Origin of the sequence: Actinocrispum wychmicini, from assembly GCF_004345645.1 — a bacterium.
Lineage (GTDB): Bacteria > Actinomycetota > Actinomycetes > Mycobacteriales > Pseudonocardiaceae > Kibdelosporangium > Kibdelosporangium wychmicini.
This window is the reverse complement of record NZ_SLWS01000016.1, coordinates 1-23,538: the sequence shown is the minus strand read 5'-3', so window position 1 is coordinate 23,538 and position 23,538 is coordinate 1. Positions and strand designations below refer to the sequence as shown.

General features: G+C 68.8%; 25 protein-coding genes and 1 rRNA gene. 21 read left to right on the top strand and 5 right to left on the bottom strand.

Annotation, left to right across the window (positions count from 1 at the left end):
* The first annotated feature begins 489 nt into the window (after nt 1–489).
* From EV192_RS47530 to EV192_RS47520, 3 genes are read left to right on the top strand one after another with little or no spacing between them, the layout of a single operon-like run.
* Nucleotides 490–1,290 carry a hypothetical protein gene (locus tag EV192_RS47530; RefSeq protein WP_132125395.1) on the top strand — a complete coding sequence of 267 codons (801 nt, stop codon included), beginning with the start codon at nt 490–492 and terminating at the stop codon, nt 1,288–1,290.
* Between the two features lie 27 nt (nt 1,291–1,317).
* Nucleotides 1,318–1,623 carry a hypothetical protein gene (locus EV192_RS47525; protein ID WP_132125394.1) on the top strand — a complete coding sequence of 102 codons (306 nt, stop codon included), beginning with the start codon at nt 1,318–1,320 and terminating at the stop codon, nt 1,621–1,623.
* A gap of 7 nt (nt 1,624–1,630) precedes the next feature.
* Nucleotides 1,631–2,302, top strand: coding sequence for a hypothetical protein (locus EV192_RS47520; RefSeq protein WP_132125393.1), 672 nt, complete (start codon nt 1,631–1,633; stop codon nt 2,300–2,302).
* A gap of 7 nt (nt 2,303–2,309) precedes the next feature.
* Here EV192_RS47520 and EV192_RS47515 read toward each other — a convergent pair whose 3' ends face one another.
* Nucleotides 2,310–2,939 (bottom strand): nicotinamide mononucleotide transporter family protein, encoded by a 630-nt coding sequence (locus EV192_RS47515; protein WP_132125392.1) that lies wholly within the window; start codon nt 2,937–2,939, stop codon nt 2,310–2,312.
* A 32-nt stretch (nt 2,940–2,971) separates the two neighbouring features.
* Entirely contained in the window at nt 2,972–4,300 is a 1,329-nt protein-coding gene (locus EV192_RS47510; RefSeq protein WP_132125391.1) for an NAD(P)/FAD-dependent oxidoreductase, read from the bottom strand.
* Between the two features lie 162 nt (nt 4,301–4,462).
* Between EV192_RS47510 and EV192_RS47505 the strand changes: the two genes are divergently transcribed.
* The 13 genes from EV192_RS47505 to EV192_RS47445 all read left to right on the top strand — a co-directional run bounded on the left by EV192_RS47505 (nt 4,463) and on the right by EV192_RS47445 (nt 17,720).
* On the top strand, nt 4,463–4,762 hold the full coding sequence (locus tag EV192_RS47505) for a hypothetical protein (RefSeq protein WP_132125390.1): 300 nt from the start codon (nt 4,463–4,465) through the stop codon (nt 4,760–4,762).
* 1,143 nt (nt 4,763–5,905) lie between these two features.
* Entirely contained in the window at nt 5,906–7,117 is a 1,212-nt protein-coding gene (locus EV192_RS47500) for a PucR family transcriptional regulator (RefSeq protein WP_132125389.1), read from the top strand.
* Nucleotides 7,118–7,286: 169 nt separating this feature from the next.
* Nucleotides 7,287–8,207 carry an ACP S-malonyltransferase gene (locus EV192_RS47495; protein WP_132125388.1) on the top strand — a complete coding sequence of 307 codons (921 nt, stop codon included), beginning with the start codon at nt 7,287–7,289 and terminating at the stop codon, nt 8,205–8,207.
* Complete coding sequence (locus EV192_RS47490; protein WP_132125387.1) at nt 8,204–9,181, top strand: beta-ketoacyl-ACP synthase III; 978 nt, start codon at nt 8,204–8,206, stop codon at nt 9,179–9,181. Before EV192_RS47495 ends, EV192_RS47490 begins: the two co-directional genes overlap by 4 nt.
* A gap of 58 nt (nt 9,182–9,239) precedes the next feature.
* Entirely contained in the window at nt 9,240–9,482 is a 243-nt protein-coding gene (locus tag EV192_RS47485; protein WP_132125386.1) for an acyl carrier protein, read from the top strand.
* Nucleotides 9,483–9,561: 79 nt separating this feature from the next.
* Nucleotides 9,562–10,791: a beta-ketoacyl-[acyl-carrier-protein] synthase family protein gene (locus EV192_RS47480; RefSeq protein WP_132125385.1), complete on the top strand. Its 1,230-nt coding sequence runs from the start codon at nt 9,562–9,564 to the stop codon at nt 10,789–10,791.
* A gap of 105 nt (nt 10,792–10,896) precedes the next feature.
* Complete coding sequence (locus EV192_RS47475) at nt 10,897–11,967, top strand: BMP family lipoprotein (RefSeq protein ID WP_132125384.1); 1,071 nt, start codon at nt 10,897–10,899, stop codon at nt 11,965–11,967.
* A gap of 47 nt (nt 11,968–12,014) precedes the next feature.
* Entirely contained in the window at nt 12,015–13,427 is a 1,413-nt protein-coding gene (locus tag EV192_RS47470; protein ID WP_207926846.1) for an ABC transporter ATP-binding protein, read from the top strand.
* A gap of 250 nt (nt 13,428–13,677) precedes the next feature.
* Nucleotides 13,678–14,715 (top strand): ABC transporter permease, encoded by a 1,038-nt coding sequence (locus EV192_RS47465; protein WP_132125382.1) that lies wholly within the window; start codon nt 13,678–13,680, stop codon nt 14,713–14,715.
* Entirely contained in the window at nt 14,712–15,554 is an 843-nt protein-coding gene (locus EV192_RS47460; protein ID WP_207926844.1) for an ABC transporter permease, read from the top strand. Before EV192_RS47465 ends, EV192_RS47460 begins: the two co-directional genes overlap by 4 nt.
* A gap of 3 nt (nt 15,555–15,557) precedes the next feature.
* A complete protein-coding gene (locus tag EV192_RS47455; protein ID WP_132125380.1) occupies nt 15,558–16,118 on the top strand; it encodes a cysteine hydrolase family protein in 561 nt (186 codons plus the stop codon).
* Complete coding sequence (locus tag EV192_RS47450; protein ID WP_165960968.1) at nt 16,115–16,984, top strand: carbohydrate kinase family protein; 870 nt, start codon at nt 16,115–16,117, stop codon at nt 16,982–16,984. The genes EV192_RS47455 and EV192_RS47450 overlap by 4 nt, the downstream gene beginning before the upstream one ends.
* A complete protein-coding gene (locus EV192_RS47445) occupies nt 16,977–17,720 on the top strand; it encodes a nucleoside phosphorylase (RefSeq protein WP_165960967.1) in 744 nt (247 codons plus the stop codon). Before EV192_RS47450 ends, EV192_RS47445 begins: the two co-directional genes overlap by 8 nt.
* On the opposite strand, the gene EV192_RS47440 is transcribed toward EV192_RS47445, so the two are convergent.
* Nucleotides 17,717–18,328 (bottom strand): hypothetical protein, encoded by a 612-nt coding sequence (locus EV192_RS47440; RefSeq protein WP_132125377.1) that lies wholly within the window; start codon nt 18,326–18,328, stop codon nt 17,717–17,719. The two genes, EV192_RS47445 and EV192_RS47440, sit on opposite strands and share 4 nt — an antisense overlap.
* Before the next feature lie 19 nt (nt 18,329–18,347).
* Nucleotides 18,348–18,851, bottom strand: a complete 504-nt coding sequence (locus EV192_RS47435) for a DUF3145 domain-containing protein (protein ID WP_243727540.1) — start codon at nt 18,849–18,851, stop codon at nt 18,348–18,350.
* A 314-nt stretch (nt 18,852–19,165) separates the two neighbouring features.
* Here EV192_RS47435 and EV192_RS47430 point away from each other — a divergent pair, with 314 nt between their 5' ends.
* From EV192_RS47430 to EV192_RS47410, 5 genes are all read left to right on the top strand, one after another.
* Nucleotides 19,166–20,467, top strand: a complete 1,302-nt coding sequence (locus tag EV192_RS47430; protein ID WP_132125375.1) for a hypothetical protein — start codon at nt 19,166–19,168, stop codon at nt 20,465–20,467.
* On the top strand, nt 20,464–20,910 hold the full coding sequence (locus tag EV192_RS47425; RefSeq protein WP_132125374.1) for a MarR family winged helix-turn-helix transcriptional regulator: 447 nt from the start codon (nt 20,464–20,466) through the stop codon (nt 20,908–20,910). The genes EV192_RS47430 and EV192_RS47425 overlap by 4 nt, the downstream gene beginning before the upstream one ends.
* 273 nt (nt 20,911–21,183) lie before the next feature.
* Nucleotides 21,184–21,531: a histone-like nucleoid-structuring protein Lsr2 gene (locus EV192_RS47420; protein ID WP_132125373.1), complete on the top strand. Its 348-nt coding sequence runs from the start codon at nt 21,184–21,186 to the stop codon at nt 21,529–21,531.
* A gap of 352 nt (nt 21,532–21,883) precedes the next feature.
* The gene (locus EV192_RS47415) at nt 21,884–22,753 is read left to right on the top strand and encodes an alpha/beta fold hydrolase (RefSeq protein WP_132125372.1); all 870 of its coding nucleotides are present in this window, start codon (nt 21,884–21,886) and stop codon (nt 22,751–22,753) included.
* Between the two features lie 52 nt (nt 22,754–22,805).
* Nucleotides 22,806–23,393, top strand: coding sequence for an N-acetylmuramoyl-L-alanine amidase (locus EV192_RS47410; RefSeq protein WP_132125371.1), 588 nt, complete (start codon nt 22,806–22,808; stop codon nt 23,391–23,393).
* A 49-nt stretch (nt 23,394–23,442) separates the two neighbouring features.
* Here EV192_RS47410 and rrf read toward each other — a convergent pair.
* Nucleotides 23,443–23,538 (bottom strand): 5S ribosomal RNA (rrf, locus tag EV192_RS47405); the annotation flags it as partial.

The window sequence follows — 23,538 nt, the reverse complement described above, 5'->3', positions numbered from 1 at the left end:
GAGCCGCCCTGTCGAATGTGCCCGGGAACCTGGTGGACGTCCAGGATCTGGCGGAAGTGGTCCACAGCCGCGTACGTGTCGAGCACCCGCCGGCTACACCAGCGACGGGTAAGAAGGTAGCCGCTCTGGCAACCGAACAGAAAAACCAGCAGCAGGTCGACATAGGCGTTCATCAACGTCACATCCGATGATCGTGCGGAGTTTTGTGACGTCCAGTGAATCATCGATATCTGGCCGACAGCGCCGATGGGCAAGTACAGGTATCGGGAACCCGGCTGACAACAATATGACATCTGACATGTCCACCCGGAATCTGACATGTTATCGACCGGATATCGAAAACCGCACGCGAACAAGATGACAGGAAAATGACAAAAAGCCTGATCATCGCCCCCGAACACGGCCGCGCCCAGTGGCGGAGCACGTGACCGAGCGGTTGATCCGCTCGTTTACACTCACCTCCCCTGGTGCGGATGGGGTGGATCGACAATGGGACCGTCAGACGACGGGGGCATCACCGAGACAATCGGCCGGTTGCATGTGCACGCAGGTGTGCGGCGCGACAGTCTCGGTGAAGTGCTCGTGGCCGAAGTTCGCGCCGCATGGCATATCGCACCCCAGGACACGGTCGAGACGGTTCGAGCGAAGGTCATCGGCCAGGTCCGGCGGGTACTCGACACCCTGTCCCCCAAGGCCCGCCTGGTCGGCGAGGTGCTCCTGAACATGTCCTACGACCTGCGGCTGTGCGCGGACGGGTACGACGAGCGCCGGGTCAAACTGGCCGACCTGACGCGCGCACGCGGATACTCACCCTCCGCGAGTTACCGCACTCTGCAAAAAGAGGTACAACCCGCACTTAGGCGGGTTGTACACGGCGGCGCCGAACCGTTGTCCCCAGCCGACATCGACCACATCATAGTTGCTGAGCGAAAGCATCTGGCGAGGTTGCCCGCGGCCTGGCCACCGCGGGACAACTGTCCGTCAAACGAGCAGCTCGAGCGTTTCATCGCCAACGACCTCTACCTTTCCCGACCCGACGAGCCCGGCGCCCTGCCGGCGCTGGATGTGCCCGGCCACGGAAAATGGATCAAGGTCTTCACCAGTATCAACAAGCTGGCCACGGATATGGGCGCCGACACGGGAGAATGGCTTAGCCTGTCCGCGCGGGATCTGATAGAAAACGTGTATGCGACGGGCGAACCGGTGGGACTGCTCGTCGATCCGCATTTGGGCGAGGTCATGTACCTCACGCCGGATATCGTCCGCGAACTGGCCGAGCGAGAGCATTAGCACCGATCTCAGGGGAGGACGTCGGTCATGGACGGCTTCACGGTCGAGCCGGGCGGGCTGGACCGCGCCGCGAACGCCGCGTTGAGCCAGCAGGAGGAACTCGTGTCGCATCCGGCCACCCGCTGGGAGCTGGCGGACCGGACGCTCGGGGATGACGACCTGGCCGCCGCGTTGGCCGAGTTCCAGGCCGCCTCCCGCCAGGCGCTCGACGTCCTCAGCCGGGACTGGGGTGAGCTGGCGGACAGGTACCAGCAGGCCGCCGCCCGCTACCGGGCCACCGACGCGGCGCTTGCCGAACGCATCGACGACCTGGCGCGCGAGCTCGAGAACTGAGCCGACGATGACGTTCGACCGGGCGTGGTGGTGGGATCAGTTCGCCGGTGATCCGATCAAGATCGACGCGGAACGACGCCGGCTGGCCGAGCTGCGCGACCTGTTGTCCGCGGTCCGGCGGACGCAGGCGTACGACTGGACGGGCGCGGCGGCGGACGGCCACGACAACGTCACGTCGGCTCTGGTGAAGCAATGCCAGCGCGCGTCGGACCGCCATGACGAGGCGGGCCTGGCACTCGACCTGTACCAGCAGACCTTGGCCACCACCCGCGGACTGGCCACGGACGCGCTCGACTGCATCGCCCAGGATCCCCTGTCCCTGCCCGCGCAGGCGGCCCGGGAAAGCCTGCCGCGTTGGCGTGACCAACTGCGGGCGGTGGCGGTCGACGCGGTCGGCGCTCTGCGGATGGCGGCCAACGACCTGCTCAAGATCCAGGCCGTGGTGCCGCACCTCCCGGAGCCCACCCCGAAGCCGGTCCGGCCGCTGCCCGTCGAAGTCGAGCAGCCGTCCCAGCCGGTTCGGCGGCCGGAGCCGCCGCACGAGCCGCCGCCCACCGACCTGTTGAGCATGTTGTCGTACGCGAAGCCGTTGACCATTCCCAGTCCGGTGCCGGTCAGCAGCTGGCCGGTCTGGCAACGCGGGTCGGGGCGGCGGATCGGCCGGTTCGGCCTGAACTGACCGAGAGTCAGCTGGCCGCGGCCACGGCCACCCCAGGCCGTTTGGCCGTTCGCCGCCAGTCCACGTAGCCCCAGATCACCAGGGCGGCGAACACGATGTACACCATGGCGCTGAACCACAGGTGCGACGCGATCTGCAGGGGCACGCCGACCGCGTCGACCGCGAGCCAGACCAGCCAGAAGTCGACCAGGCCACGGCCCTGGACGGCGAACGCGACGGCGGTGCCGACGAAGATCCCCGCGTCCGGCCAAGGCGCCCACGAGGCGTTCAACGCCTGCAGCAGGAGCGCCCCGGCGACGGTCCCGACCGCGAGGACCGCGACGATGGCCAGCCGTTCCCGCGCGGTGCCCTCGCGCACGGTCACGCCGTACACGGGGTCGCGGCGACGGGTCCATGCCCACCAGCCGTAGATGGAGATCAGCAGGATGATGATCTGGCGGGCGGCGAGGCCGCCAAGGTGCGCGGACACGTACACGCTGAACAGCAGCACGGTCGCGGCGACCTGGACGGGCCAGGTCCACAGCGTGCGGACCTTGGCGAGGAACACCACCGCCAGGGCGAAGATCTGCCCGATCAGTTCGGCAAAGGACGTCCTTTGCCCCAACAGGGTGATGCCGTTGTCCAGAAAGAACCGCACAGCGCCTCCTCGCCCGACACCAGGGCAACAAGTCACCCTATCGATGTGTTCCGGCTCAGGGTGTGACCTGTCTCTCGGACCAACACCTCCCAGTCCCGCCGGGGCGACTGGATCTCGCCGAGGGAGACGATTTCGCGGCGGGTCAGTGACGTGGTGAGCCAGTCGAGCAGGACCCGCAGCTTGCGGCCGGCGGTGGGCACGCGGCTCCAGTGGTACGCCCGGTGCATCAGCCAGGCGGGCCAGCCGCGCAGCTTGATCCCGTACACCTGGGCCACCCCCTTGTGCAGGCCGAGGCTGGCGACCGAGCCGACGTGGCGGTGCCGGTACGGCTTGAGCGGCTTGCCCCGCAGGGACGCGACGATGTTGTCGGCGAGCACCTTCGCCTGCCGGACGGCGTGCTGAGCGCTCGGCGAGCAGATCGCGTCCACTCCGGACAGATCAGGGACCGCCGCACAGTCGCCAGCGCTCCAGATGCCCTGCAGCCCCCTAGCCCGCAGGGTATCCGTGCAGATCAGCCGACCGCGGAAGTCGATCGGCATGCCCGACCGCATCGCCAACGGATTGGCCTTCACACCGGCGGTCCACACGACCGTGTCCGCGTCGAACTCCTCCCCCGACGAGAGCACGACGTGTCCGTCGACCATCGAGGTGACCGTGGTGTCGAGCTTGACCTCCATGCCGCGCTTGACCAGCCGCTTGACGGTGTAGTCCGACATCGCCGGGGCGACCTCGGGCAGGATCCGGCCGGACGCCTCAACGAGCACCCACCGCATGTCCGCATGCGACAGTCCAGAGTGGACTTTCATGGCGTAGCGGGCCATGTCCTCCAGTTCGCCGAACACCTCCACCCCCGCGTACCCACCGCCGACCACCACGAACGTCAACGCCCGCCGCCGCTGCCCCGGGTCGTCCGAGCTGGATGCCACGTCCAGCCGCGACAGCACGTGGTTGCGCAGGTAGATGGCCTCGCCGACAGTGCCGAACCCGATGCCCGACTCAGCCAGGCCGGGCACCGGCAACGTCCGCGACACCGAGCCCGCGGCGAGCACCAGCACGTCGTACGACATCGCCGTCGGCACCCCCTCGGCGGGCACCACAGTCGCGGTCTTCGCCTCGTGGTCCACCCCTGTGACCTTGCCGGTGACGACCCGGCACCCAGGCAGCAAGCGCCGCAACGGCACCACAACGTGCCTCGGTTCGACTGAGCCGGCCGCGGCCTCGGGCAGGAACGGTTGGTAGGTCATGTTCGGCTGCGGGTCGACAACCGTGATCTCCGCCTCACCGGGCCGCAACCGCCGCCGCAACCGCAGGGCGGTGTAGAGCCCGACGTACCCGCCGCCGACGATCAGGATCTTTGTCATGCCCCGAGACTGCTCCCCGCCCGGCCGCGAGTCCTCCCTCCCTGGCGGGATTCCGGTCCGGGACCTAAGTCCCATGCCATCTGGTTATGGACGCGGGTATTGGACGGCGGCCCCAGCGCTCAACGACGCTGGCAAGGTCAACGAACCACACAAGGAGAAGCCATGCCCGTACTGATGATTCGATACCAGGTCGCCGACGAAGGCGTGACCGAAGTCGCCACCGCCGTGGAGAACGCCTTCGCCGCCGTGGCGACCCAGCAACCGGACGGCATCCGATACGCCTACCTACGGAACGCCAACGAATTCATCGCCCTGCTCGCACTGGACGAAAACGTCGAGAACCCCCTCCCCGGCATCGAGGAGGCGCGCCAACTGCAAGCGACCGTCGCCAAGTGGGCAGTGGGAACCGCCCCCGCGCCACAACCATTCGAAATCCTCGGCACCTACCGCGTCCTGGACTGACCCCTGCACCCGCTGTGTCCAAGGTGGACCACGCCCGACATGCCACGATCGGGGGACACCGGTGGCGTCTGGATCAAGAAAAGTCCATAGTGGATCTACCGGTGGGGACCGGGGAGAGGCCCCCTGGAGCCAAGCGCACCAAGGCTCCAGGGGGCCCCAGAGCTCCAGGCTTGCCCTGCTCGGTGCTTCGCACCTTCGCTGGGTCGCTCTGGATCATTTTGGGGGGCCGAGCCCCCCAGACCCCCCACGTGCGGCTTCGCCGCCTCGCTTCCCAGCCCATCGGCGGCTCCGCCGCCTCATCACCACACCACCAACTCCCAGCCAACCCACACCCCGGCGGCTTCGCCGCCTCACCCCGCACACCGCCAGCTTCCAGCCCACCCACACCTCCGGCTGCTTCGCCGGCTCATCACCCACCACCAACTCCCAGCTCTACACCCTGGCGGCTTTGCCGCCTCGCTTTCCAGCTTCACCGGCTCCTGGCAGACCCACCCCTGCATTACCAGCTCCAGCCCCCACACCCCTGCGGCTTCGCCGCGTCACCCCGCACACCGCCAGCTTCCAGCCAACCCGCGCCTCCGGCGGCTCCGCCGCCTCATTACTCACCACCAACTCCCAGCTCCACACCCCGGCGGCTTTGCCGCCTCACTTCCCAGCTTCACCGGCTCCTGGCAGACCCACCCCTGCATTACCAGCTCCAGCCCCCACACCCCTGCGGCTTCGCCGCGTCACCCCGCCAGCTTCCAGCCGACCCACACCTCCGGCTGCTTCGCCGGCTCACTACTCACCACCAACTCCCAGCCCCACACCCCGGCGGCTTTGCCGCCTCACTTCCCAGCTTCGCCGGCTGCCGCTGGCTCCCGGCTGGGCCCACGCCTCCTGCGGCTTCGCCGCCTCACCCCGCACACCGCCAGCTTCCAGCTGACCCGCGCCTTCGGCGGCTTCGCCGCCTCCTCACCCGCTGCCGCGGGCTCCTCTCCTCCTTCTCCCCCTCCGCGTCGGTGTTGTCTGCGTGTCTCGCTTTCCGGGAGTTTGTGATTTTCGTTGGCGGTTCTCTGCTGTGGGGGTGGCGCAGAATTTTTGGTGGTTGGCTGTGCGTACCGCACTGGCGTTGGGTTGGGTTGTTCGTGCGAAGCTGTTCGGATGAAGAGAGCAGGGGCCGTTTCCGGGCGGACGCTCGCTGAGTTGGAGCGGGCTTCTGGCAAGTTGGCCTCCGCCACTTTGGCCGCCATGGATGGTCAGTTTCCCTGGTTCAGCCGGATGCCGGCCGACCAGCGGGCCAGTGTTCTGCTGATCGCTCAGTCCGGGGTGGCTGGGTTCACCGCTTGGCTCAAGGACGAGAGTGAGGCCTTGCGGCTCACCACCGACGCGTTCCGGGCAGCGCCGCGGGACCTGTCCAGGTGGATCAGCCTGCGGCAGACCGTCGAGCTTGTCCGGGTCGCTTTGCAGGTCTTCGAGAGGCAGGTTCCGGATCTCGCGGCGGACGCGACCGAACGGGCGGTGCTGTCCGAGGCGGTCCTGAGGTACAGCCGGGAGGTGGCGTTCGCGTCGGCCATGTCGTACGCGTCCGCGGCCGAGGCCAGGGGTGCGTGGGACGCGAGGCTCGAAGCCCTTGTGGTGGACGGGATCGTGCGGGGTGATGCCGAGGAGGCGCTGATTTCCCGGGCCGCGGCGTTGGGGTGGGATCCGGAGTCGGAGGCGACCGTGTTGGTCGGCAACCGGCCGTCGGACGATCCGCCGACCGTGGTCTACGAGGTACGCAGCCGGGCGGCGCGGGCCGGCCGTGCGGTGTTGCTGAGTGTGCAAGGCAGTCGGCTGGTCATTGTGCTCGCTGGGCCTACCGATGATCTGCTCGGTGAGGCGCCGCGCGGTCGGGCGTCCAGCAAAGCTGTGTTGGACCGGATCACCGCCGCGTTCGGCAACGGGCCGGTGGTGGCTGGGCCGACCGTGGCGAGTCTCGCTGAGGCGCACCGCAGCGCCGCCGACGCGCTGTCTGGGCTGCGCGCGGTTGTGGGGTGGCCGGCCGCGCCGCGGCCGGTCAGGTCGCAGGACCTGCTGCCGGAACGTGCGCTGGCGGGCGACCCGGAGGCGGAGTGGCAGCTGGTCGACCGGATCGCGCGGCCGCTGGAGGACGCCGGCGGGTCGCTGCTGGAGACCGTCACCACGTATCTAGAGGTCGGGGGCGTTCTGGAGACGTGCGCGCGGCAGCTGTTCGTGCATCCGAACACCGTTAGGTACCGGTTGCGGCGGGTGGCCGATCTGACCGGGCGCAACGCCAACGATGCCAGGGACGCGTTGGTGCTCCGGATCGCTCTCACGGTGGGCAGGTTGGCCCGCGCGCGGGGTCTGTGGTGACACAGATAACGCTCGTCCCGTTACAGTGACCCCCGTTCACGTCGACAACGTTTCCGCGTATCAGCGCGCCATCGGCCGTTGACAGTTGTAGACACGCTACAAAATTGCCGGGCGGACTTGGTAACTGACGGCATCCCGATGATCGGTCGTCAGAGTGTCTAGTTGGTGTGTGATCGCGATACTCGCGCCCGGCCAGGGCTCCCAGACACCCGGCATGCTGTCCCCGTGGCTTGAGCTCGACGGCGCCGAGGAGCGCATCGCGGCCTGGTCCGACCGGGCCGGGCTGGACCTGCGCCGGCTGGGCACCACGGCCACGGCCGAGGAGATCGTCGACACGTCCGTGACCCAGCCGCTGGTCGTCGCGGCCGCGCTGCTGGCCCAGGCCGAGCTGGAGCAGCGGTACACCCTGCCGGCGGACACGATCGTCGCCGGCCACTCCGTGGGCGAACTGGCCGCCGCGGCGGTCGCCGGCGTGCTCACCGCCGACGACGCGGTCGGTCTGGCCGCGGTCCGGGGCCGGGAGATGGCCGCCGCTTGCGCCCTGCACCCGACGGGCATGACCGCCGTCCTGGGCGGTGACCGGGACGTCGTGATCGCGAAGCTCGCCGAGTACGGGGTGGAGCCGGCCAACCAGAACGGGGCCGGACAGATCGTCGCCGCCGGTGACCTCGCGGCGTTGCAGAAGCTGGTCACCGACCTGCCCGAAGGCGTGAAATCCCGCGCACTGAAAGTGGCGGGCGCGTTCCACACCAAGTACATGGCGCCCGCGCAGGACGCGCTACGGGAGCACGCGAAGACCGTCGTCACCGCGGACCCGACCCGGACGCTACTGTCCAACGCGGACGGCGAGGACGTCCCCACCGGCGCGGAGACGCTGCACCGCCTCGTCGACCAGGTCATCCGGCCGGTCCGATGGGACGCCTGCATGGCGACCCTTGGCCGGCGTGGCGTGACCGCGGTCGTGGAACTGCCCCCCGCCGGCGCGCTGGTCGGCCTGATCAAGCGAGAACTGCCGGAAGTCGCCCGGGTCCGCCTGAAGACCCCCGACGACCTGGCCGCGATCGCGGAGCTCGTGGAGGAAGCCAAGTGAGTGCGGCACTCAACATCGCCACCGGCCCGGCCGGCAGCCGGATCGTCGGCGTCGGCAGCTTCCGGCCGGAGCGGATCGTCACCAACGACGACCTGTCGCAGCGGATGGACACCAGTGACGAGTGGATCCGCACCCGGGTGGGCATCATCGAGCGCCGGTTCGCCGGACCGGACGAGTCCCTGGTGGACATGGCGGTCGCGGCCGGGTCGCGGGCGATCGCGGACGCCGGGCTGCAGCCGACCGACCTGGACACCGTGATCGTCGCGAACTGCACCATGCCCTCGCCGATCCCGAACGCGGCCGCCCAGGTGGCCGACCGGATCGGGGTGAAGGCCGCCGGGGCGTTCGACCTCAACGCCGCGTGCGCCGGCTTCTGCTACTCGCTGGCCACCGCGTCGGACCTGATCCGGTCCGGCTCGGCCGGGCGGGTGCTGGTGATCGGCGCGGAGAAGCTCACCGACTGGGTGGACCCGACCGACCGGGCGAACGCGATCATCTTCGCCGACGGCGCCGGCGCCGCGGTGGTGGGGCCGGCCGACGAGCCGGGTATCGGCCCGGTCGCGTGGGGCAGCGCCGGCGACCTGGTCGACATGATCTACAACCGCGACAACAAGTACATCTACCAGGAGGGCCAGACGGTCTTCCGTTGGGCGACAACGCAGATCGCGCCGATCGCGATCCGCGCGCTCGAACTGGCCGGGCTGCAACCGTCCGATGTGGACGCTCTGATTCCGCACCAGGCCAACCTGCGCATCGTCGAGGCCATCGCCAAGAAGCTGCGCGCGGCCGGTGCCAAGGAGAAGATGGAGGTGGCCGACGACATCATCTACACCGGCAACACCTCGTCCGCCTCCATCCCGATCGCGCTGGACCACATGCGGAAAGCCGGCCGGGTGAACACCGGTGACGTACTGCTGATGGTCGGCTTCGGCGCGGGCCTGTCCTACGCCGGGCAGGTCGTGATCAGCCCGTAGACTCCCGCCGGGCACTGTGCCCAGCGGTGGAACGAACGCAAAGCAGAAAGGGAATTCGATGGCGAACGAGGAAATCCTGGACGGTCTGGCCGACATCGTGGAAGAGGTCGCCGGGGTGGCCAAGGATGACGTCACCGTCGACAAGTCCTTCGTGGACGACCTGGACATCGACTCGCTGTCCATGGTGGAGATCGCCGTGCAGGCCGAGGACAAGTTCGGGGTGAAGATCCCGGACGACGAGCTGGCGAACCTCAAGACGGTCGGTGACGCGGTCGACTACATCACCAAGAACAAGGTGTGACACGAGCCGGCGGCGCGTTCCGTCGGACTGACCCCGACGGAACCGGCGGCGGGACTGGGATTTCAAGGGCGGAGAGGTAATGAGCAACGACATCGTCATCACCGGACTGGGTGCGACCACACCGCTCGGCGGCGACGTCCCATCCACATGGGACGCGATGCTGGCCGGGCGCAGCGGGGTGGCCACGTTGGACGCCGGCTGGGTCACGGACTTCGACCTGCCCACCCGGATCGCCGCCCAGCTCGCGGTCCAGCCCACCGACATCCTGCCCCGGGTCGAGGCTCGCCGGCTGGACCGCTGCGAGCAGGTCGCCGTCGTGGCCTCGCGCGAGGCGTGGCAGGACGCGGGCCTGGCCGACGGCGCCGTGGACCCCGAGCGGCTCGCGGTGGTCATCGGCACCGGGATCGGCGGCGCGCACACGCTGTTGGCCCAGGACGACCTGCTGGAGGGGCCCGGCCTGCGCAAGGTGTCGCCGCTGACCGTTCCGATGCTGATGCCCAACGGGCCCGCCGCCCACGTGGGCATCGAACTGAAGGCCCGCGCCGGGGTGCACGCCCCGGTGTCCGCCTGCGCCTCAGGCGCGGAAGCGATCGCGTGGGCGTACCGGATGCTCAAGTCCGGCGAGGCGGACGTGGTCGTGGCCGGCGGCGCGGAGTCCGCGATCGCCGGCATCACCATGGCCGGCTTCTGCCAGGCCCGGACCATGAGCACCCGCAACGACGAGCCCACCAGGGCGTCCCGTCCGTTCGACGTGCACCGCGACGGCTTCGTGCTCGGCGAAGGCGCCGGGATCATGGTGCTGGAGCGGGAGGACCACGCGAAGGCGCGGGGCGCGAAGATCTACGGCCGGCTCGCCGGGGTGGGCACCAGCTCGGACGGCTACCACATCACCGCGCCCGATCCGGAGGGCTCCGGCCAGGCCAGGGCGATCACCACGGCCCTGCGCACCGGCGGCGTCGACCCGGCCGACGTCGGGCACGTGAACTGCCATGCGACGTCCACAATGGTCGGTGACGTCACGGAGACCATCGCGATCCGCAAGGCCATCGGTGAGCACCCGGTGCTGACCGCGCCGAAGGGCGCGTTCGGGCACACGCTCGGCGCGGCCGGCGCGATCGAGGCCATCATCACCGTGCTGTCCATCCGGGACAGCGTGGTGCCGGCGACGTTGAACCTGGAGAACCTGGACCCGGGTGTGGCCCAGGACGTGGTCGCCGGGGAGCCGCGCAAGATCGACCTGAAGGCCGCGGTGAACGACTCGTTCGGCTTCGGCGGGCACAACGTCGCCCTCGCCTTCGTCTCCGCCTGACCGGGACACGATTCGCTCTGGTGTTCGAACAATCGGCCTCTTGTTCGTGGTTGTCGAACAAGGGGCCGTATTGGCGTCTGAACAACCGGTGTAAGTTCCCCGGCTATGCGAACCCGCTTGGTCTCGTTAACCCTGCTGTCCGTTGTCGCTCTTGTCGCAGGCTGCGGCGGAGGGTCCGAACAGACTTCCTCGTCGTCGTCCGGGGCGGCGGCGCCGAGCAAGAAAGTCGCACTGGTGATCGCCCAGGGCGGCCTGGGCGACGAGTCGTACAACGACTTGGCCAACGCCGGATTCACCGCCGCCACCAAGGAAAAGGGCCTCGACGGCCAGCACATCGAGTCCAAGGACGTGGTCGCCCAGGGCGAGCAGCTGCTGCGCCGCGCGGGTACGTCCGGATTTGGGCTGGTGATCGACCTGGAATTCTCCCACGGTGAGATCCTGCCCACCGTCGCGCAGGCCTATCCGCAGGTGAAATGGGTCTTTCTGAACAACAAAATAAAGGGCGACAACATCGCCTCGGTACTGTTCTCCGAGCAGGACAGCTCATATCTGGCCGGCGCGCTCGCCGCGATGATGACCACCCAGACCGGCAACCCGAAGATCAACCCGGACAAGAAGATCGGCGTGATCGGCGGCACCAAGTCGGTCGGCATCGACAAGTTCCTGTCCGGCTACATCGAAGGCGCGCACGCGGTCGACAAGGACGTGCAGGTGCTCACCGCGTACAGCAACAGCTTCGGCGACCCGACCAAGGGCGCGCAGCTGGCCGACACCATGTTCCAGCAGGGCGCGGACATCGTCTACGCGGTCGCGGGCGGCACCGGCGCGGGTGTGATCCAGTCGGCGCAGAAGAACAAGCGCTACGCCATCGGCGTCGACGACAACCAGGACAAGCTCGCCCCCGGGTACGTGCTGACCAGCGTCCTCAAGCGGACCGACCTGGCCGTGCAGAAGGTCGTCGACCTGTACGCGGACGGGAAGTTCCCCGGCGGCCAGACCATCGGCCTCGGCCTGGCCGAGGACGGGGTGGGCCTGACCGACTTCCAGTACACCAAGCAGGACATCCCACAGCCGGTGCAGGACAAGGTCGCCGACTTGAAGAAGAAGATCATGTCCGGTGAACTGAAGGTGTGGAACGTGATCGACCAGGGCTACCCCGCCTGGCTCCAGGGCTGATGCCGGTCCGCCTTGGCGCGCGGGATGTGTCGCGTGCATTCGGTTCGGTGCGGGCGAACGCGCACGTGGACCTGACGGTCGAGGCGGGCACAGTGCACGCGGTCGTCGGCGAGAACGGCGCCGGCAAGACCACGTTGATGCGGATCCTCTACGGCCTCGACCAGCCGGACTCGGGCACGGTCGTGATCGACGACCACCCGGTCCGGCTGCGCGGGCCGGCGGACGGCATCCGGCGCGGAATCGGCCTGGTCCGCCAGGAGCTGGCGATGATCGACTCGCTGACGTTGCTGGAGAATCTGGTGCTGGGGGCCGAACCCCGGTCCGGGCCGCGGATCTCGTGGTCCGCGGCGCGCGCCTCAGCCGTCGACCTGGCCGCCGGGTTCGGCATCTCGCTGCCGTGGGACTCGCCGGCCGGGTCGGTGTCGGTCAGCGTGCGTCAACAGGTGGAGATCCTGCGCGCGCTGCGGCGGGGCGCGGACGTGCTGATCCTGGACGAGCCGACGGCCGCGCTGGCCCCGGCCCAGGTGACCGAACTGCTCCGGTTGCTGCGTGGACTCCGGGACGCCGGCCGGACCGTGATCTTCATCAGCCACAAGCTGGACGAGGTGCTGTCGGTCGCGGACACCATCACGGTTCTGCGCCAGGGCAAGGTGATCACAACCGTGCCGGCCGATTCGGTGACCCGGCCGGAGCTGGTGTCGCTTGTGGTCGGCGCCCCGCTGGAGGCCGAGGGGTACTCGCCGTCCGCCGACGTCGGTCCGCCTGTGTTGGAGGTCGCGGACGTCATTTCGCTGCGGGTGCACGCCGGTGAGATCGTCGGGATCGCGGCCGTGGCCGGTAACGGCCAGGACGAACTGGTCGAACGGATAGTCGGCCTGCGGCCGTGCACGGGCCGGATCACGTTGTCCGGCAAGGACATCACCGGCTTGCCGGTGGACCGGCGGCGCTCCGCGGGCCTTGGCTACGTGTCGGGCGAGCGGCGGACCGAAGGCCTGTCGTTGGACGCGTCACTGGCGGACAACACCATCGCGGGCACCCACCGGACGTTGGGCCGCTTCGGTTGGCTGGCCCCAGGCCGGGTCCGTGCGCACGTCCAACGGGTGCTCGACGGCTACTCGGTCCGATATGGACGGACGTCGGCGCCGGCCAGGACACTGTCCGGCGGCAACCAGCAACGCCTGGTCATCGGCCGCGAACTGGACCGCGGCCCGACCCTGCTGGTCGCGGCCGGCCCGACCCGCGGTGTCGACGTCCTCGGCGAGGCGTACATCCACGCGCGACTGAAGGAGCTGCGCGACAACGGGTCCGGCGTCCTGCTGGTGTCCGAGCAGCTGGACGAGCTGCTGACGCTCAGTGACCGGGTCGTGGTGCTGCACCAGGGCGAAGTGGCCGGCGAAGTCCCAGGCGGCCCGGAAAACCGCACCGCCGTGGGAAACCTGATGCTGGGAAGACAACCATGACGCCCAGCCCCGACCCCAACCCGTGCCGCAGCCGCGACTTCACGCACGCCGCGACGGGCGTCCCCGCGCAGGGGGAACCCCTAAAAACAACACTAGGGCAAGGCACCGACAAAAACGGCACACCCCAACGCCGCACCATGGCAGGACCGCGAACACACCAACGCCACCCCGGCGCGCGACCGGGAACCCCCACAGGACTCAACGATCCGCTGCCGCTCGGTACCCGCCAACGGCGCACCGGGGCGCGACTATGAACACCTCACCGGATTCCGCGGTCGAGCCTGCCCGGCGCGCGCTGCCGGTCGGCGCGGTTCTGCGACCTGTCCTTCCGTTCCTCGTCGCTTTGGTGATCGGCGCTGTTGTGCTGCTGGCCACCGGCCATGACCCGCTTGACTTCTACCAACTCCTGGTGCGGGAGGCGTTCGGTGGCACCGATCGGATCGCCGCCACGCTCAGCTCGGCCACTCCCCTGCTGTTCACCGGGCTCGCCACCGCGATCGCGTTCCGGGCCGGCGTGTTCAACGTCGGCGTCGAAGGGGGCTTTCTGCTCAGCGGCCTGGTCACCGCGACCGTTGCCGTGCACGTGTCCGGGCCGCTCGTCGTTCCCGTCGCGATGCTGGCCGGCGCGGCGGCGGGTGTGCTGGTGAGTGTCGGCCCTGGCTGGCTCAGGGCCAGGTGGGGTGTTGACGAGGTGGTCACCACGTTGATGGTCAACTTCGTGGTCACCGGGGTCACCGGGTGGCTGGTGACGTCCTTCCTGCAGGCCAGGGGGGTCGCGAACGCCGCCACCCCGCTCATCGCCCGGAGTGCGTGGCTGCCTGATCTGCTGCCGCCGGACAACCTCACGTCCGGTGTCCTCATCGGACTCGGATTGGCCGTCACGTACGCCGTGTGGATCCGGCATTCCGTGCTCGGCTACGAACTCAGGCAGACCGGGCTGAACCAGCGGTTCGCCGCCGCCCAGGGGATCCGGGTCGGCAAGGTAATTGTCGTCGCCATGGTGATCTCGGGGGCGATCGCCGGGCTGGGCGGCGCGGCGCACGCGCTCGGTGTCGTGCACCGGTATGTCGACGGATTCTCTCCAGGGTACGGGTTCACGGGCATCGCGGTCGCGCTGCTGGGGCGCAACAGCGCGGTGGGCGTCGTGATCGGGGCCGTCTTGTTCGGCGCGCTGGCCTCGGCGGGGACGACCGCCCAACTGTTCAGCGACATCCCGTTGGACATCGTGAACGTGCTGTCGGGCACGGTGATGGTCTTCGCGGTCGTCCGGTTGTGGCGGCGACGATGATCCATTCCGCGCTGCTGCTGTGGACCCCGCTGGCGCTCGCCGCGCTGGGCGGCATGCTGCACCGGATCGCCGGCGTGGTCAACATCGGCCTTGAGGGGCAGATGCTCGGCGGCGCCCTGGTCGGCGCGCTGGTGTCCGGCGTGACCCAGAACTGGGTGCTGGGGGTGCTCGCCGCGGGAGCCGCGGGAGCCGCGTTGGGGCTGGTGATGTCGCTGTGCATCACGAGGCTGCACGCGAACGAGATCATCGCCGGGCTCGGGTTCACCATCGTGATCACGGGGTTGACCAGGTATCTGCTGCGGGACGTGTTCCACGTGTCCGGCACGCTGCGGGTGGCCGGCCTTGACCCGTTGCCCGGCATGCTCGGGGTGGACCCGCTGTTCTGGCTGGCCGTCGCGCTCGTCCCCGCGATCACGTGGGCGCTGCGGCACACCGCCGCCGGGCTGCGGCTGCGGGCCACCGGCGACGGGTTCGACGCGGCCGGCGCGCTCGGCCTGCCGACCAGGCGGATCCGTGACGTCGCCGGCGTGATCGCGGGTGTTCTCGCGGGATTCGCCGGCGCGCACCTGGTGTTGGGCCAGGTCGGCCTCTTCAATGAGAACATGGTGGCGGGGCGTGGGTTCATCGCGTTGGCCGCGTTCTATTTCGGGCGGTCACGGCCGTGGGCGACGGCGTTGGCGTGCCTGCTGTTCGCGGTGTTCGACGAGGCACAGGCCAGGCTGCAGACCGCGGGAGTACCCGCGCAACTGGTCCAGACATTGCCGTATCTTGTGGTGATCGCGGTTCTGACGGCCACGGCCGTCCGCGATGCTCGGGGAAAAGCTGGGAGGACGGGCTGAAACATGGCCAACAGTGGGGTCGCTTTACTTCTGGTCGACGTGCTCGACGCGTTCTTCGCGCCGGGCCGCCCGGCCTACTATCCGGACTCGGCGCACGTGCTCGACCCGATCAAGGCGCTGCTGACCAGGGCTCGTGAACAGGACCGGCTCGTGGTGCACGCGGTCGAGCGGCACCGCCCCGGACTGGCCGACTTCGAACACAAGAAGATTCCGGTGCACTGCGAGATCGGCGACGACCAGTCGCCGTACGTGCCGGGTTTCCAACCGGTCGAGTCGCCGCACGAGATCGAGGTGCCCAAACGCCGGTATTCCGCGTTCTTCGGCACCGACCTGGATCTGCTGTTGCGCGAACAAGGCGTCCAGACGCTGGTGGTCGGCGGGGTCAAGACAAATGTGTGCGTCCGGGCAAGTATCCAGGACGCCTTCGCCTGTGGCTATGAGATCATTTTGGCGAGGGAGGCCACCAATTCGAACCGGCCGCACCTGGCCGAGGCGTCCCTCGAGGACATCGACCGGTACTTCGGTTCGGTGGTTTCGGTCGAACAGGCATGGGAGCGGCTGTGAGCAGCAGGGTCGCGGTTGTCGGCTACGCCAGCATGGACCACTCGATGGAGTGCGACGAGTTCCGCGCGGCGTCCGGCACCACGCTGATCAAACGTCGGCTGTCCGATCCGTGGCCGGGCATCGGCGGGATCGCGCACGCCGCCCGCGGCCTGGCCGCCGCCGGGCACACGGTGCACGCGGTGACATGGGTCGGCACGGACGAGCCCGGCAAGGAGTACATGGAGCGGCTCGGCTCGTACGGCGTGGACATCACCGGCGTCTCCACGGACAGCGTGCGCACGCCGTCGTGCTTCCTGTTCTACGGGCCCGACGGCGAGACGGTCGTCGTGTACGACCCAGGCGACCGGGCCGCCGGCAACCTCACGGACCTGCAGCGCGAGATCGTCGCGAGCAGCGACTGGGTGTGCCTGATGGTCGGCCCGCGACCGGCGAACATCGAGGTCCTGGACATGCTGCGGGACGACCAGCAGCTCGCGTGGGGGGTGAAGGGCGACCCGGACGCGTACTCACCGGGAGTCGTGCACCGGATCCTGTCCCGGGCGAGCGTGGTCAGTTTCAGCGCACGGGAACGGGTGTTCCTCGACCGGATCGTCGCCCCGCGCACGTTGTTGGAACGCACCAGGCCGGACGCGTTGCTGGCGGAGACGCACGGCCCCGCGGGTGTCCGGATCTGGCGTGGCGAACTGCACGACATGGTGCCGTGCACGGAGATCGACGCGGTCGACACCACCGGCGCCGGTGACATGTTCTTCGCCGGCATGGTGTCCAGCATGATCGAGGACCCGTCGGAGCCGCGGGGCGCCGCCCAGCGCGGTGTGGACGCGGCCACCGGGCTGCTGCTCGAGCGGCTGCCCGCCAGTGCCTGACCGCGCCTGGTTCCTGCGGTGTTCGGCGGACGAGGTCGCGGACCGGGCCGTCCTGGTCGGTGACCGGGGACGGGTCGACAAGGCCGCGACCGTGCTGGACGACCCGGTGGTGCTCAACCAGGACCGCGGGCTGAGCGCGGTCACCGGGCGTTACTGTGGTCGGCCGGTCACGGTCGCCGCGTTCGGCATGGGCGCGCCGATCGCCGCTGTCGTCCTGCATGAGCTGGCTCAGATCGGGGTGCGGCGGTTCGTACGGCTCGGCACCGTCCTGGGCATCGGCGGCACGTCCCTCGGGGACTTCGTGCTGGCTGAGGGCGCGGTCCGGAACGAGGCCACGTCCGGGACGTACCTGCCGGCGGGGTTCCCGGCGATCGCCGACCACGAACTGAACACCGCCCTGCGCGGCGTTCTCTCGGCAGGCACGCATCCCTGGACCGCCGGGCTGATCGCGTCCTACGACGGCTTCTACACCGAGATGTTCGCGGCAGCGCCGGACCGAATCGAACCGACCAGGCAGCGGATGCAGGACCTGGCCCGGTACGGCGTCAAGGCGGTCGACATGGAGACGTCAGCGGTGCTCGTGGTCGCGCGGGCGCTCGGTGTGGCCGCCGCGTCCCTGTGCCTGGCCAGCGTCGACGGCGTCACGCAGGAGAAACTCGGTGCCGGCCGGGGCGAAGCCGAGGTGGAACTGCTGCACACCGGCCTGGCCGCACTGGCCGGGCTGGACCCGGTCTAGGCCGGGGCGCACGCGTCGTGCTGGGGTGAGGAGAGTTCCGGGCCGGAGTCGATCCGCCACTTGGCGCCGTCCCGCACCAACGGCCAGACGACGTGCCAGGTGATACACGGTACGGGCAGCTCAGGTGGGGCGTCGGCCACGTCCTGGGTGCTGGTGAAGCCGATCAGCACCCGCAGCTTCGCGTCGGGCGCGGCGTCGATCCGGTAGATCAGGATGCTGCCGTCCGCGCTGGACCGGAAGTCGTGGTCGAACTTGGCCTTGGGCAGCAGGTCGGCCCTGGCCTTGGTGATCACGCCGCGGAACTTCGAATAGTCCCGGCCGTTGATCGCGTCGAAGTAGTCCTGGGTCATCTTCTGGACGGGCTCGTACTGCGGGTGGGCCACCGCGTCCTGCGAGCCCTGCACCAGTAGTGAGCCCGGTGGCGGAACGGGCGTGGACGGCGTCGCACTGCCGCTCGGCCCGCCGGCCACGATCGACGTGATGACCGTGGTGTCCGCGTGCTGCTGGTACAGGTACCGACCGCCCAGCGCCGCGGCCGCGGTGACCACGGTTATGGCGAGCAGAGCCGGCCATAACCGTGGCGGCCGCTCAACGGTGATCTGCTGCACCCGTCGAGCGTCCCATGAATCAGCCGACCCGGTGCAGCCAGGTCACCGGCGCGCCGTCGCCGGCCCGCCGGAACGGCTCAAGCGCCTCGTCCCAGGACGACCCGAGCATCTCGTCCACCTTGTGCACGAACGACTCACCGCCGCGACTGGCCGCCGCGACCGCTCGCAGCTGGTCCTCACCGACAACGATGTCACCATTCGCTGACGTGCGGGCACGCCAAAGACCGAGGCCGGGCGCGAAACAGAAGCGCTCGCCGTCGACGCCGGTACTGGGTTCCTCGGTGACCTCGAACCGGATCATCGGCCAGGCTCGCAACGCCGCGACCAGCCGCCCGCCCGTGCCGGCCGCGCCGGTCCACGAGCATTCGGACCGCAGCTGACCAGCGGCCGCCGGTTGGGCGGTCCACTTCAGCTCGGCCCGGACACCCAGGGTGCCCGAGATCGCCCACTCGACGTGCGGACAAACCGCAGACGGCGACGAGTGGACGTACACCACGCCTCGGGTGCTGCCACTTGTGCTCACTGCTGAACCTCCGCTACTCGACGAGGAAACGTCTTCCCCTACGACCTCGTGAAGCGTGTGGTCCATCGTGGGTACAAGTCGACCCGGCGCCTATTGTGCCTCCTCACTGTGCAATTTCGCCACAAGAACGATCAGAAGACACACCAGTCACTCGTTCGAGGCGGAATTTACGGCGTGTCGCGCTGGCGTGTCTTGTCCTGCGGGGATTTCTGACCACAGGCCGGCGGGTTCGGTGGGTGGTCGACGCCACTCGCCGTCCGGCCCGTCGGCGCCCAGGGATACCGTGGTGCGGCTCTGTGAGGGGAGGTGCGGCCGTGCGGCTGGTGCGGCTCGGTGACGAAACGTCCACGATCGGCGCCGACGTCCGGGCGGCGCTCGCGTCCTGGGGCCGCGGCGGCGCGGTCGTCGGCGGGATCGCCCTGGTCGGCTGCCGGCCGCCGGACTGCCCCGAGCCGGTCGAGGCCGTCGTGATCCTGCCCCGCGGCCTGCTCGTCGTGATCGGCGTGGACCTGCCCGACCCGGCCATGCGGATGGACGCGCCGGTCGACGGCCCGTGGCGGATCGACGGCTGGCCGCTGGTCCGGGAGGACGGCGCGGTGAACCCGGCGGTCGAAGGCCTTAACGCCGCCGCCGCGGTGGCGGCCCGGCTGCAGGCGCAACGGGTCGAGCCGATGCCTGTCGGGACCGTGATCGCGGTCGGCCCGTACGTGGCCAGGGTGAGCCAGCCCACGACAGACCTCGCCCGAGGCATCCGGATCATGCATCCCGAACCGAAGACCCTGCTCAACGCCGCGCGCGAGCTCGCCGTGTACGAACGCCGGTGCCCGGTGCACCAGGCCAACGTGATCGTGGCGGCGCTGGCCCCGGACCTGCCGCCGTTCACCCCCGAGGAACTCGCCGACGAGGGGTTCGAGGTGGCCGCCGGCCCGGACATGAGCGCCGCGAGCACGCTGCTCATCCCCCGCGTGCCGCCCGAGGCGGCCCTCCCCGCGGCGCCGAGCCCGCGACTGGGCGGAGGCACGTACAGGTGGGTGCCGGTCGTGGCCATGGCCGCTCTGGCCGTGCTGCTCATGACCGCGATCGTCGCGGGGCTCGCGTCCACCGGCGACAGTTCCGGGTCAGCCTCGGGCGGGCCCGCCGGGCCGGGGCCGACCGGCTCGCAGGCGACCAGGTCGCAGGTGATCGACGGGGTCACGTTCACCCCGAAAGGCCTGCTCAACGACAACGACTGCGCGCGACGGGCGATCGGCGACATCCAGGTATGGCTGCAACAGCACCCGTGCTCGTCGCTGGTTCGGTCCCGATACGAGACAACGGTCAAGCAGGACGCCGCCGTGTTCATCGCCGACATCGTGTTCGCCAACGACGCCACCGCGGGCGATTTCCTGAAAGTCGCGAACACGACCGGAACCGGCACCCTCGTCGACGCCTCGACCGAAGGGATGCCGTGGCCCGGCAACCGGCGGCCGATCTTTGACGCCGCCGCATACGCGACAAAACGGATTGATTCGCGGGTGCGGATCGCGCAGGTGGCGTGGTTCGACAAGGCCAGCACGCCGACCGACCCGGTTCTCCAGACCACCGCCCGACAAGCGCTCGAACTGCCCGCGCCATGACCGAATCACTGCCGGCCGAGTTGATGGACCTGCCGAGTTTCCTGCTGTGGCAGGTCGTCCGGGACGCCCGCCGAATCGGAATCGAGCTGCACGGCACGACATTGCGCGCGCCACATCTCACCGTGCTGGCCGGGCTGACCGAGTTCGGCCCGGCTTCGCAGAAGGAGATCAGCACGCGGCTGCGGATCGACCCGAGCGATCTCGTGTCGGTACTGGACGACCTGGAACAACGGCAAATGGTGGATCGGTCACGGGATCAAGTCGACCGGCGACGGTATGTGGTCACCATCCGACCGGCCGGACACAAAGCGCTGCGGCTGCGGTTGTCCCAGCTCCGCGAATTGAACGACGCGCTGCTCGCCCCGCTGTCGGCCGAGGAACGTGAGCGGCTTCACGAACTGCTGATCCGCGTGCACAGTCACCATCAAGTGAACCCGCTGTAGCGCAGCGCCACCGCCCATGTTTTGACCAGGCTTTTGACACGTTTACCGGCCACGCCGGCCACGGCAGCCGCCATCCGGTAACCCAATGTGCTAGATGGGCCGCCCGCAGGCGGGCACGATCCAGTGTCGTAGGAAAACGATCGTGCAGGTCACGCCGGGTGAAGGAAAATCATCCGAAGATATTCGACACCGCACTTTATTTCCACGGCCCCCTCATGGCTATCATTACCCCAAGGCTGGGGCACAGACTCAAACTCACCACACGGAGGAACCGTGGCACAGAAGACCGTCGTGGAGTTGGTCGACGACCTGGATGGCGGAATCGCTGACGAGACCGTCGCCTTCACCCTGGATGGCGTGGAGTTCCAGATCGATCTCTCCGCGGACAACGCCGCCCGCTTGCGTGACTCGCTCGCGTCATATGTCGCGCACGCCCGCCGAATCGGGGGCCGCAAGCTGCGGCTCGCCCCCGGCGGCGACGCGGTAAAGAAGTCGAGCGAGGAGCAGGCACAGAATCAGGCGATCCGCGAGTGGGCCCGCGCACAGGGCAAGACAGTGGCCGAGCGCGGCCGGCTGCCGCACGCGCTGGTAGTCGAGTTCAAGGAAGCCCACGGGGGCTAGGGCGTGCCGGCGGATCACGGTCGATGAAAACCTGGCCTCGGCGGGTAGGAACCCCGCTTGGTCCAGGTGAAAGCCCGCCCGTGGGTATCTCATGGCACCACCGTGAGAGCACCCCTGATACTCCAGCAGTATTCGGGCGTTTCGGCAGGGGCGCCAGGGGCGCGGCTGCCGCGATCGTGATCCGCGGGACACGCTCTGGGCCTGGGCGTGGAGTCCAGGCCGCGCCGAGGGAATCCCTTTCGCTCTGTCACCACCTTCGTCACCTTCGTCGCCAACGGTGACAAGTGGTGTCCGATGTGTCGCATGCGGTGATATCGCATATTGACATGGACCACTCCTATGCCTTTGGTTTATGGGCAGCGACAGCCCTGGAGTGGAGGCGGGCCGGGTGGGTGCCACGCAGTTCCTGGAACGACCGGACGGCCGGCTGGCCTATGACATCCGAGGCCAAGGCCCGCTCGTCCTGTGCTCGCCAGGTCTCGGCAACCTGCGCGGCACGTTCGACGATCTCGTCGAGCCGCTGGTGGCGGCCGGTTTCACGGTCGCGACCGTCGACCTGCGCGGCCATGGCGAGTCGACATCGCACTGGCCGTCGTACAACGAGACCGACGTGGCGTGCGATCTCGTCGACCTGATCGAGGCGCTCGGTGTCGGCCCCGCCGTGTTGCTGGGCAACAGCTTCAGCGCCGCCGCGGCCGTGGTCGCCGCCGCGGACAATCCAGGCCTGGTCACCGGTCTGGTACTGACCGGGCCGTACCTCAGGGAGCAGCCGAAGACGCTGGTCGGCGCGTTCGGCCGCTGGGTGATCACCAGGCCGGCAATCGGCCGGTGGGCATGGAACCGCTACTGGCCGCGTTTGTTCGGCCCACGGAAGCCAGCAGACCTCGCTACGCGGGTCCGTACGGTGTCCGTGAACCTCGCCGAGCCGGGACGCTACGACGCCGTGCGGGCGATGCTGTCCGCGAGCCACCACACCGCGGACCAAGCACTGCCGGACATCACCTGCCCGACTCTGGTCGTCATGGGGGACGCTGACCCGTGTTTCGCCGATCCGGAGGGCGAGGCGTGGTACGCGGCCGAGCGGACCGACGGCCTGGCCGAGGTGCTCATGGTCCGCGGCGCCGGCCACTACCCGCATGCCGAGTGCCCGCAGTGCGTGTCGTCGACGGTCGTCCGGTTCCTTCGATCGGCCTGCTTTGGTGAGAAACCAACCATTGGCTGAAGCTTCTCGGAAACGATTGACAACGCGCTGGGGTGGGGCGTACACCCCTGGCATGAACCTCTCCCGCCGAAACCTCATGCTGGCGGGCGCCGGAGCACTGGCCGCCGGCGTCACGTCCGAGATGATCATCGGGGTCCCTGCCTCGGCGGCAGGCGTTGTCGACTACCCGGGTGCCCAGTGGGTGCCGGCCAGCACGTCCAACTACACGGTGTCCAACCGTCCATCCAGCTATCCCTTGAACGTCGTCGTGATCCACGTGACCCAGGAGTTCTACCCGGACGCTCTGGCGATCTTCCAGGACCCGGCGCGCAAAGTGTCGGCCCACTATGTGGTCCGGTCCGGTGACGGCCACATCGCCCAGACTGTTCGGGAGAAGAACATCGCCTGGCACGCGGGCAACTGGGACTACAACACCAGAAGCATCGGCATCGAACACGAAGGCTGGGTCGACCAGCCACAGTGGTTCACCGACCAGCTGTACACCGCGTCGGCCGCGTTGACGCGCTCGATTTGCAACCGGTACGGCATTCCGAAGGACAGATCGCACATCATCGGCCATATCGAGGTGCCGGGTTCGACCCACACTGATCCTGGCCCCAACTGGGACTGGACGAGGTACATGCGCCTGGTGAACAGCTGACCACAACGAAGAAGGCCCCCACATTCCGTGGGGGCCTTCTCCAAATTACGTACGGCGGTGTCCTACTCTCCCACACCCTACCGAGTGCAGTACCATCGGCGCTGGAAAGCTTAGCTTCCGGGTTCGGAATGAGACCGGGCGTCAC

What these genes read in the sequence shown, in the direction of transcription:
- EV192_RS47530 (WP_132125395.1), top strand. Translation starts at nt 490, where the DNA reads ATGGGACCGTCAGACGACGGGGGCATCACCGAGACAATCGGCCGGTTG.
- EV192_RS47525 (WP_132125394.1), top strand. Translation starts at nt 1,318, where the DNA reads ATGGACGGCTTCACGGTCGAGCCGGGCGGGCTGGACCGCGCCGCGAAC.
- EV192_RS47520 (WP_132125393.1), top strand. Translation starts at nt 1,631, where the DNA reads ATGACGTTCGACCGGGCGTGGTGGTGGGATCAGTTCGCCGGTGATCCG.
- EV192_RS47510 (WP_132125391.1), bottom strand. Translation starts at nt 4,300, where the DNA reads ATGACAAAGATCCTGATCGTCGGCGGCGGGTACGTCGGGCTCTACACC.
- EV192_RS47505 (WP_132125390.1), top strand. Translation starts at nt 4,463, where the DNA reads ATGCCCGTACTGATGATTCGATACCAGGTCGCCGACGAAGGCGTGACC.
- EV192_RS47500 (WP_132125389.1), top strand. Translation starts at nt 5,906, where the DNA reads ATGAAGAGAGCAGGGGCCGTTTCCGGGCGGACGCTCGCTGAGTTGGAG.
- EV192_RS47485 (WP_132125386.1), top strand. Translation starts at nt 9,240, where the DNA reads ATGGCGAACGAGGAAATCCTGGACGGTCTGGCCGACATCGTGGAAGAG.
- EV192_RS47480 (WP_132125385.1), top strand. Translation starts at nt 9,562, where the DNA reads ATGAGCAACGACATCGTCATCACCGGACTGGGTGCGACCACACCGCTC.
- EV192_RS47475 (WP_132125384.1), top strand. Translation starts at nt 10,897, where the DNA reads ATGCGAACCCGCTTGGTCTCGTTAACCCTGCTGTCCGTTGTCGCTCTT.
- EV192_RS47465 (WP_132125382.1), top strand. Translation starts at nt 13,678, where the DNA reads ATGAACACCTCACCGGATTCCGCGGTCGAGCCTGCCCGGCGCGCGCTG.
- EV192_RS47460 (WP_207926844.1), top strand. Translation starts at nt 14,712, where the DNA reads ATGATCCATTCCGCGCTGCTGCTGTGGACCCCGCTGGCGCTCGCCGCG.
- EV192_RS47455 (WP_132125380.1), top strand. Translation starts at nt 15,558, where the DNA reads ATGGCCAACAGTGGGGTCGCTTTACTTCTGGTCGACGTGCTCGACGCG.
- EV192_RS47425 (WP_132125374.1), top strand. Translation starts at nt 20,464, where the DNA reads ATGACCGAATCACTGCCGGCCGAGTTGATGGACCTGCCGAGTTTCCTG.
- EV192_RS47415 (WP_132125372.1), top strand. Translation starts at nt 21,884, where the DNA reads ATGGGCAGCGACAGCCCTGGAGTGGAGGCGGGCCGGGTGGGTGCCACG.
- EV192_RS47410 (WP_132125371.1), top strand. Translation starts at nt 22,806, where the DNA reads ATGAACCTCTCCCGCCGAAACCTCATGCTGGCGGGCGCCGGAGCACTG.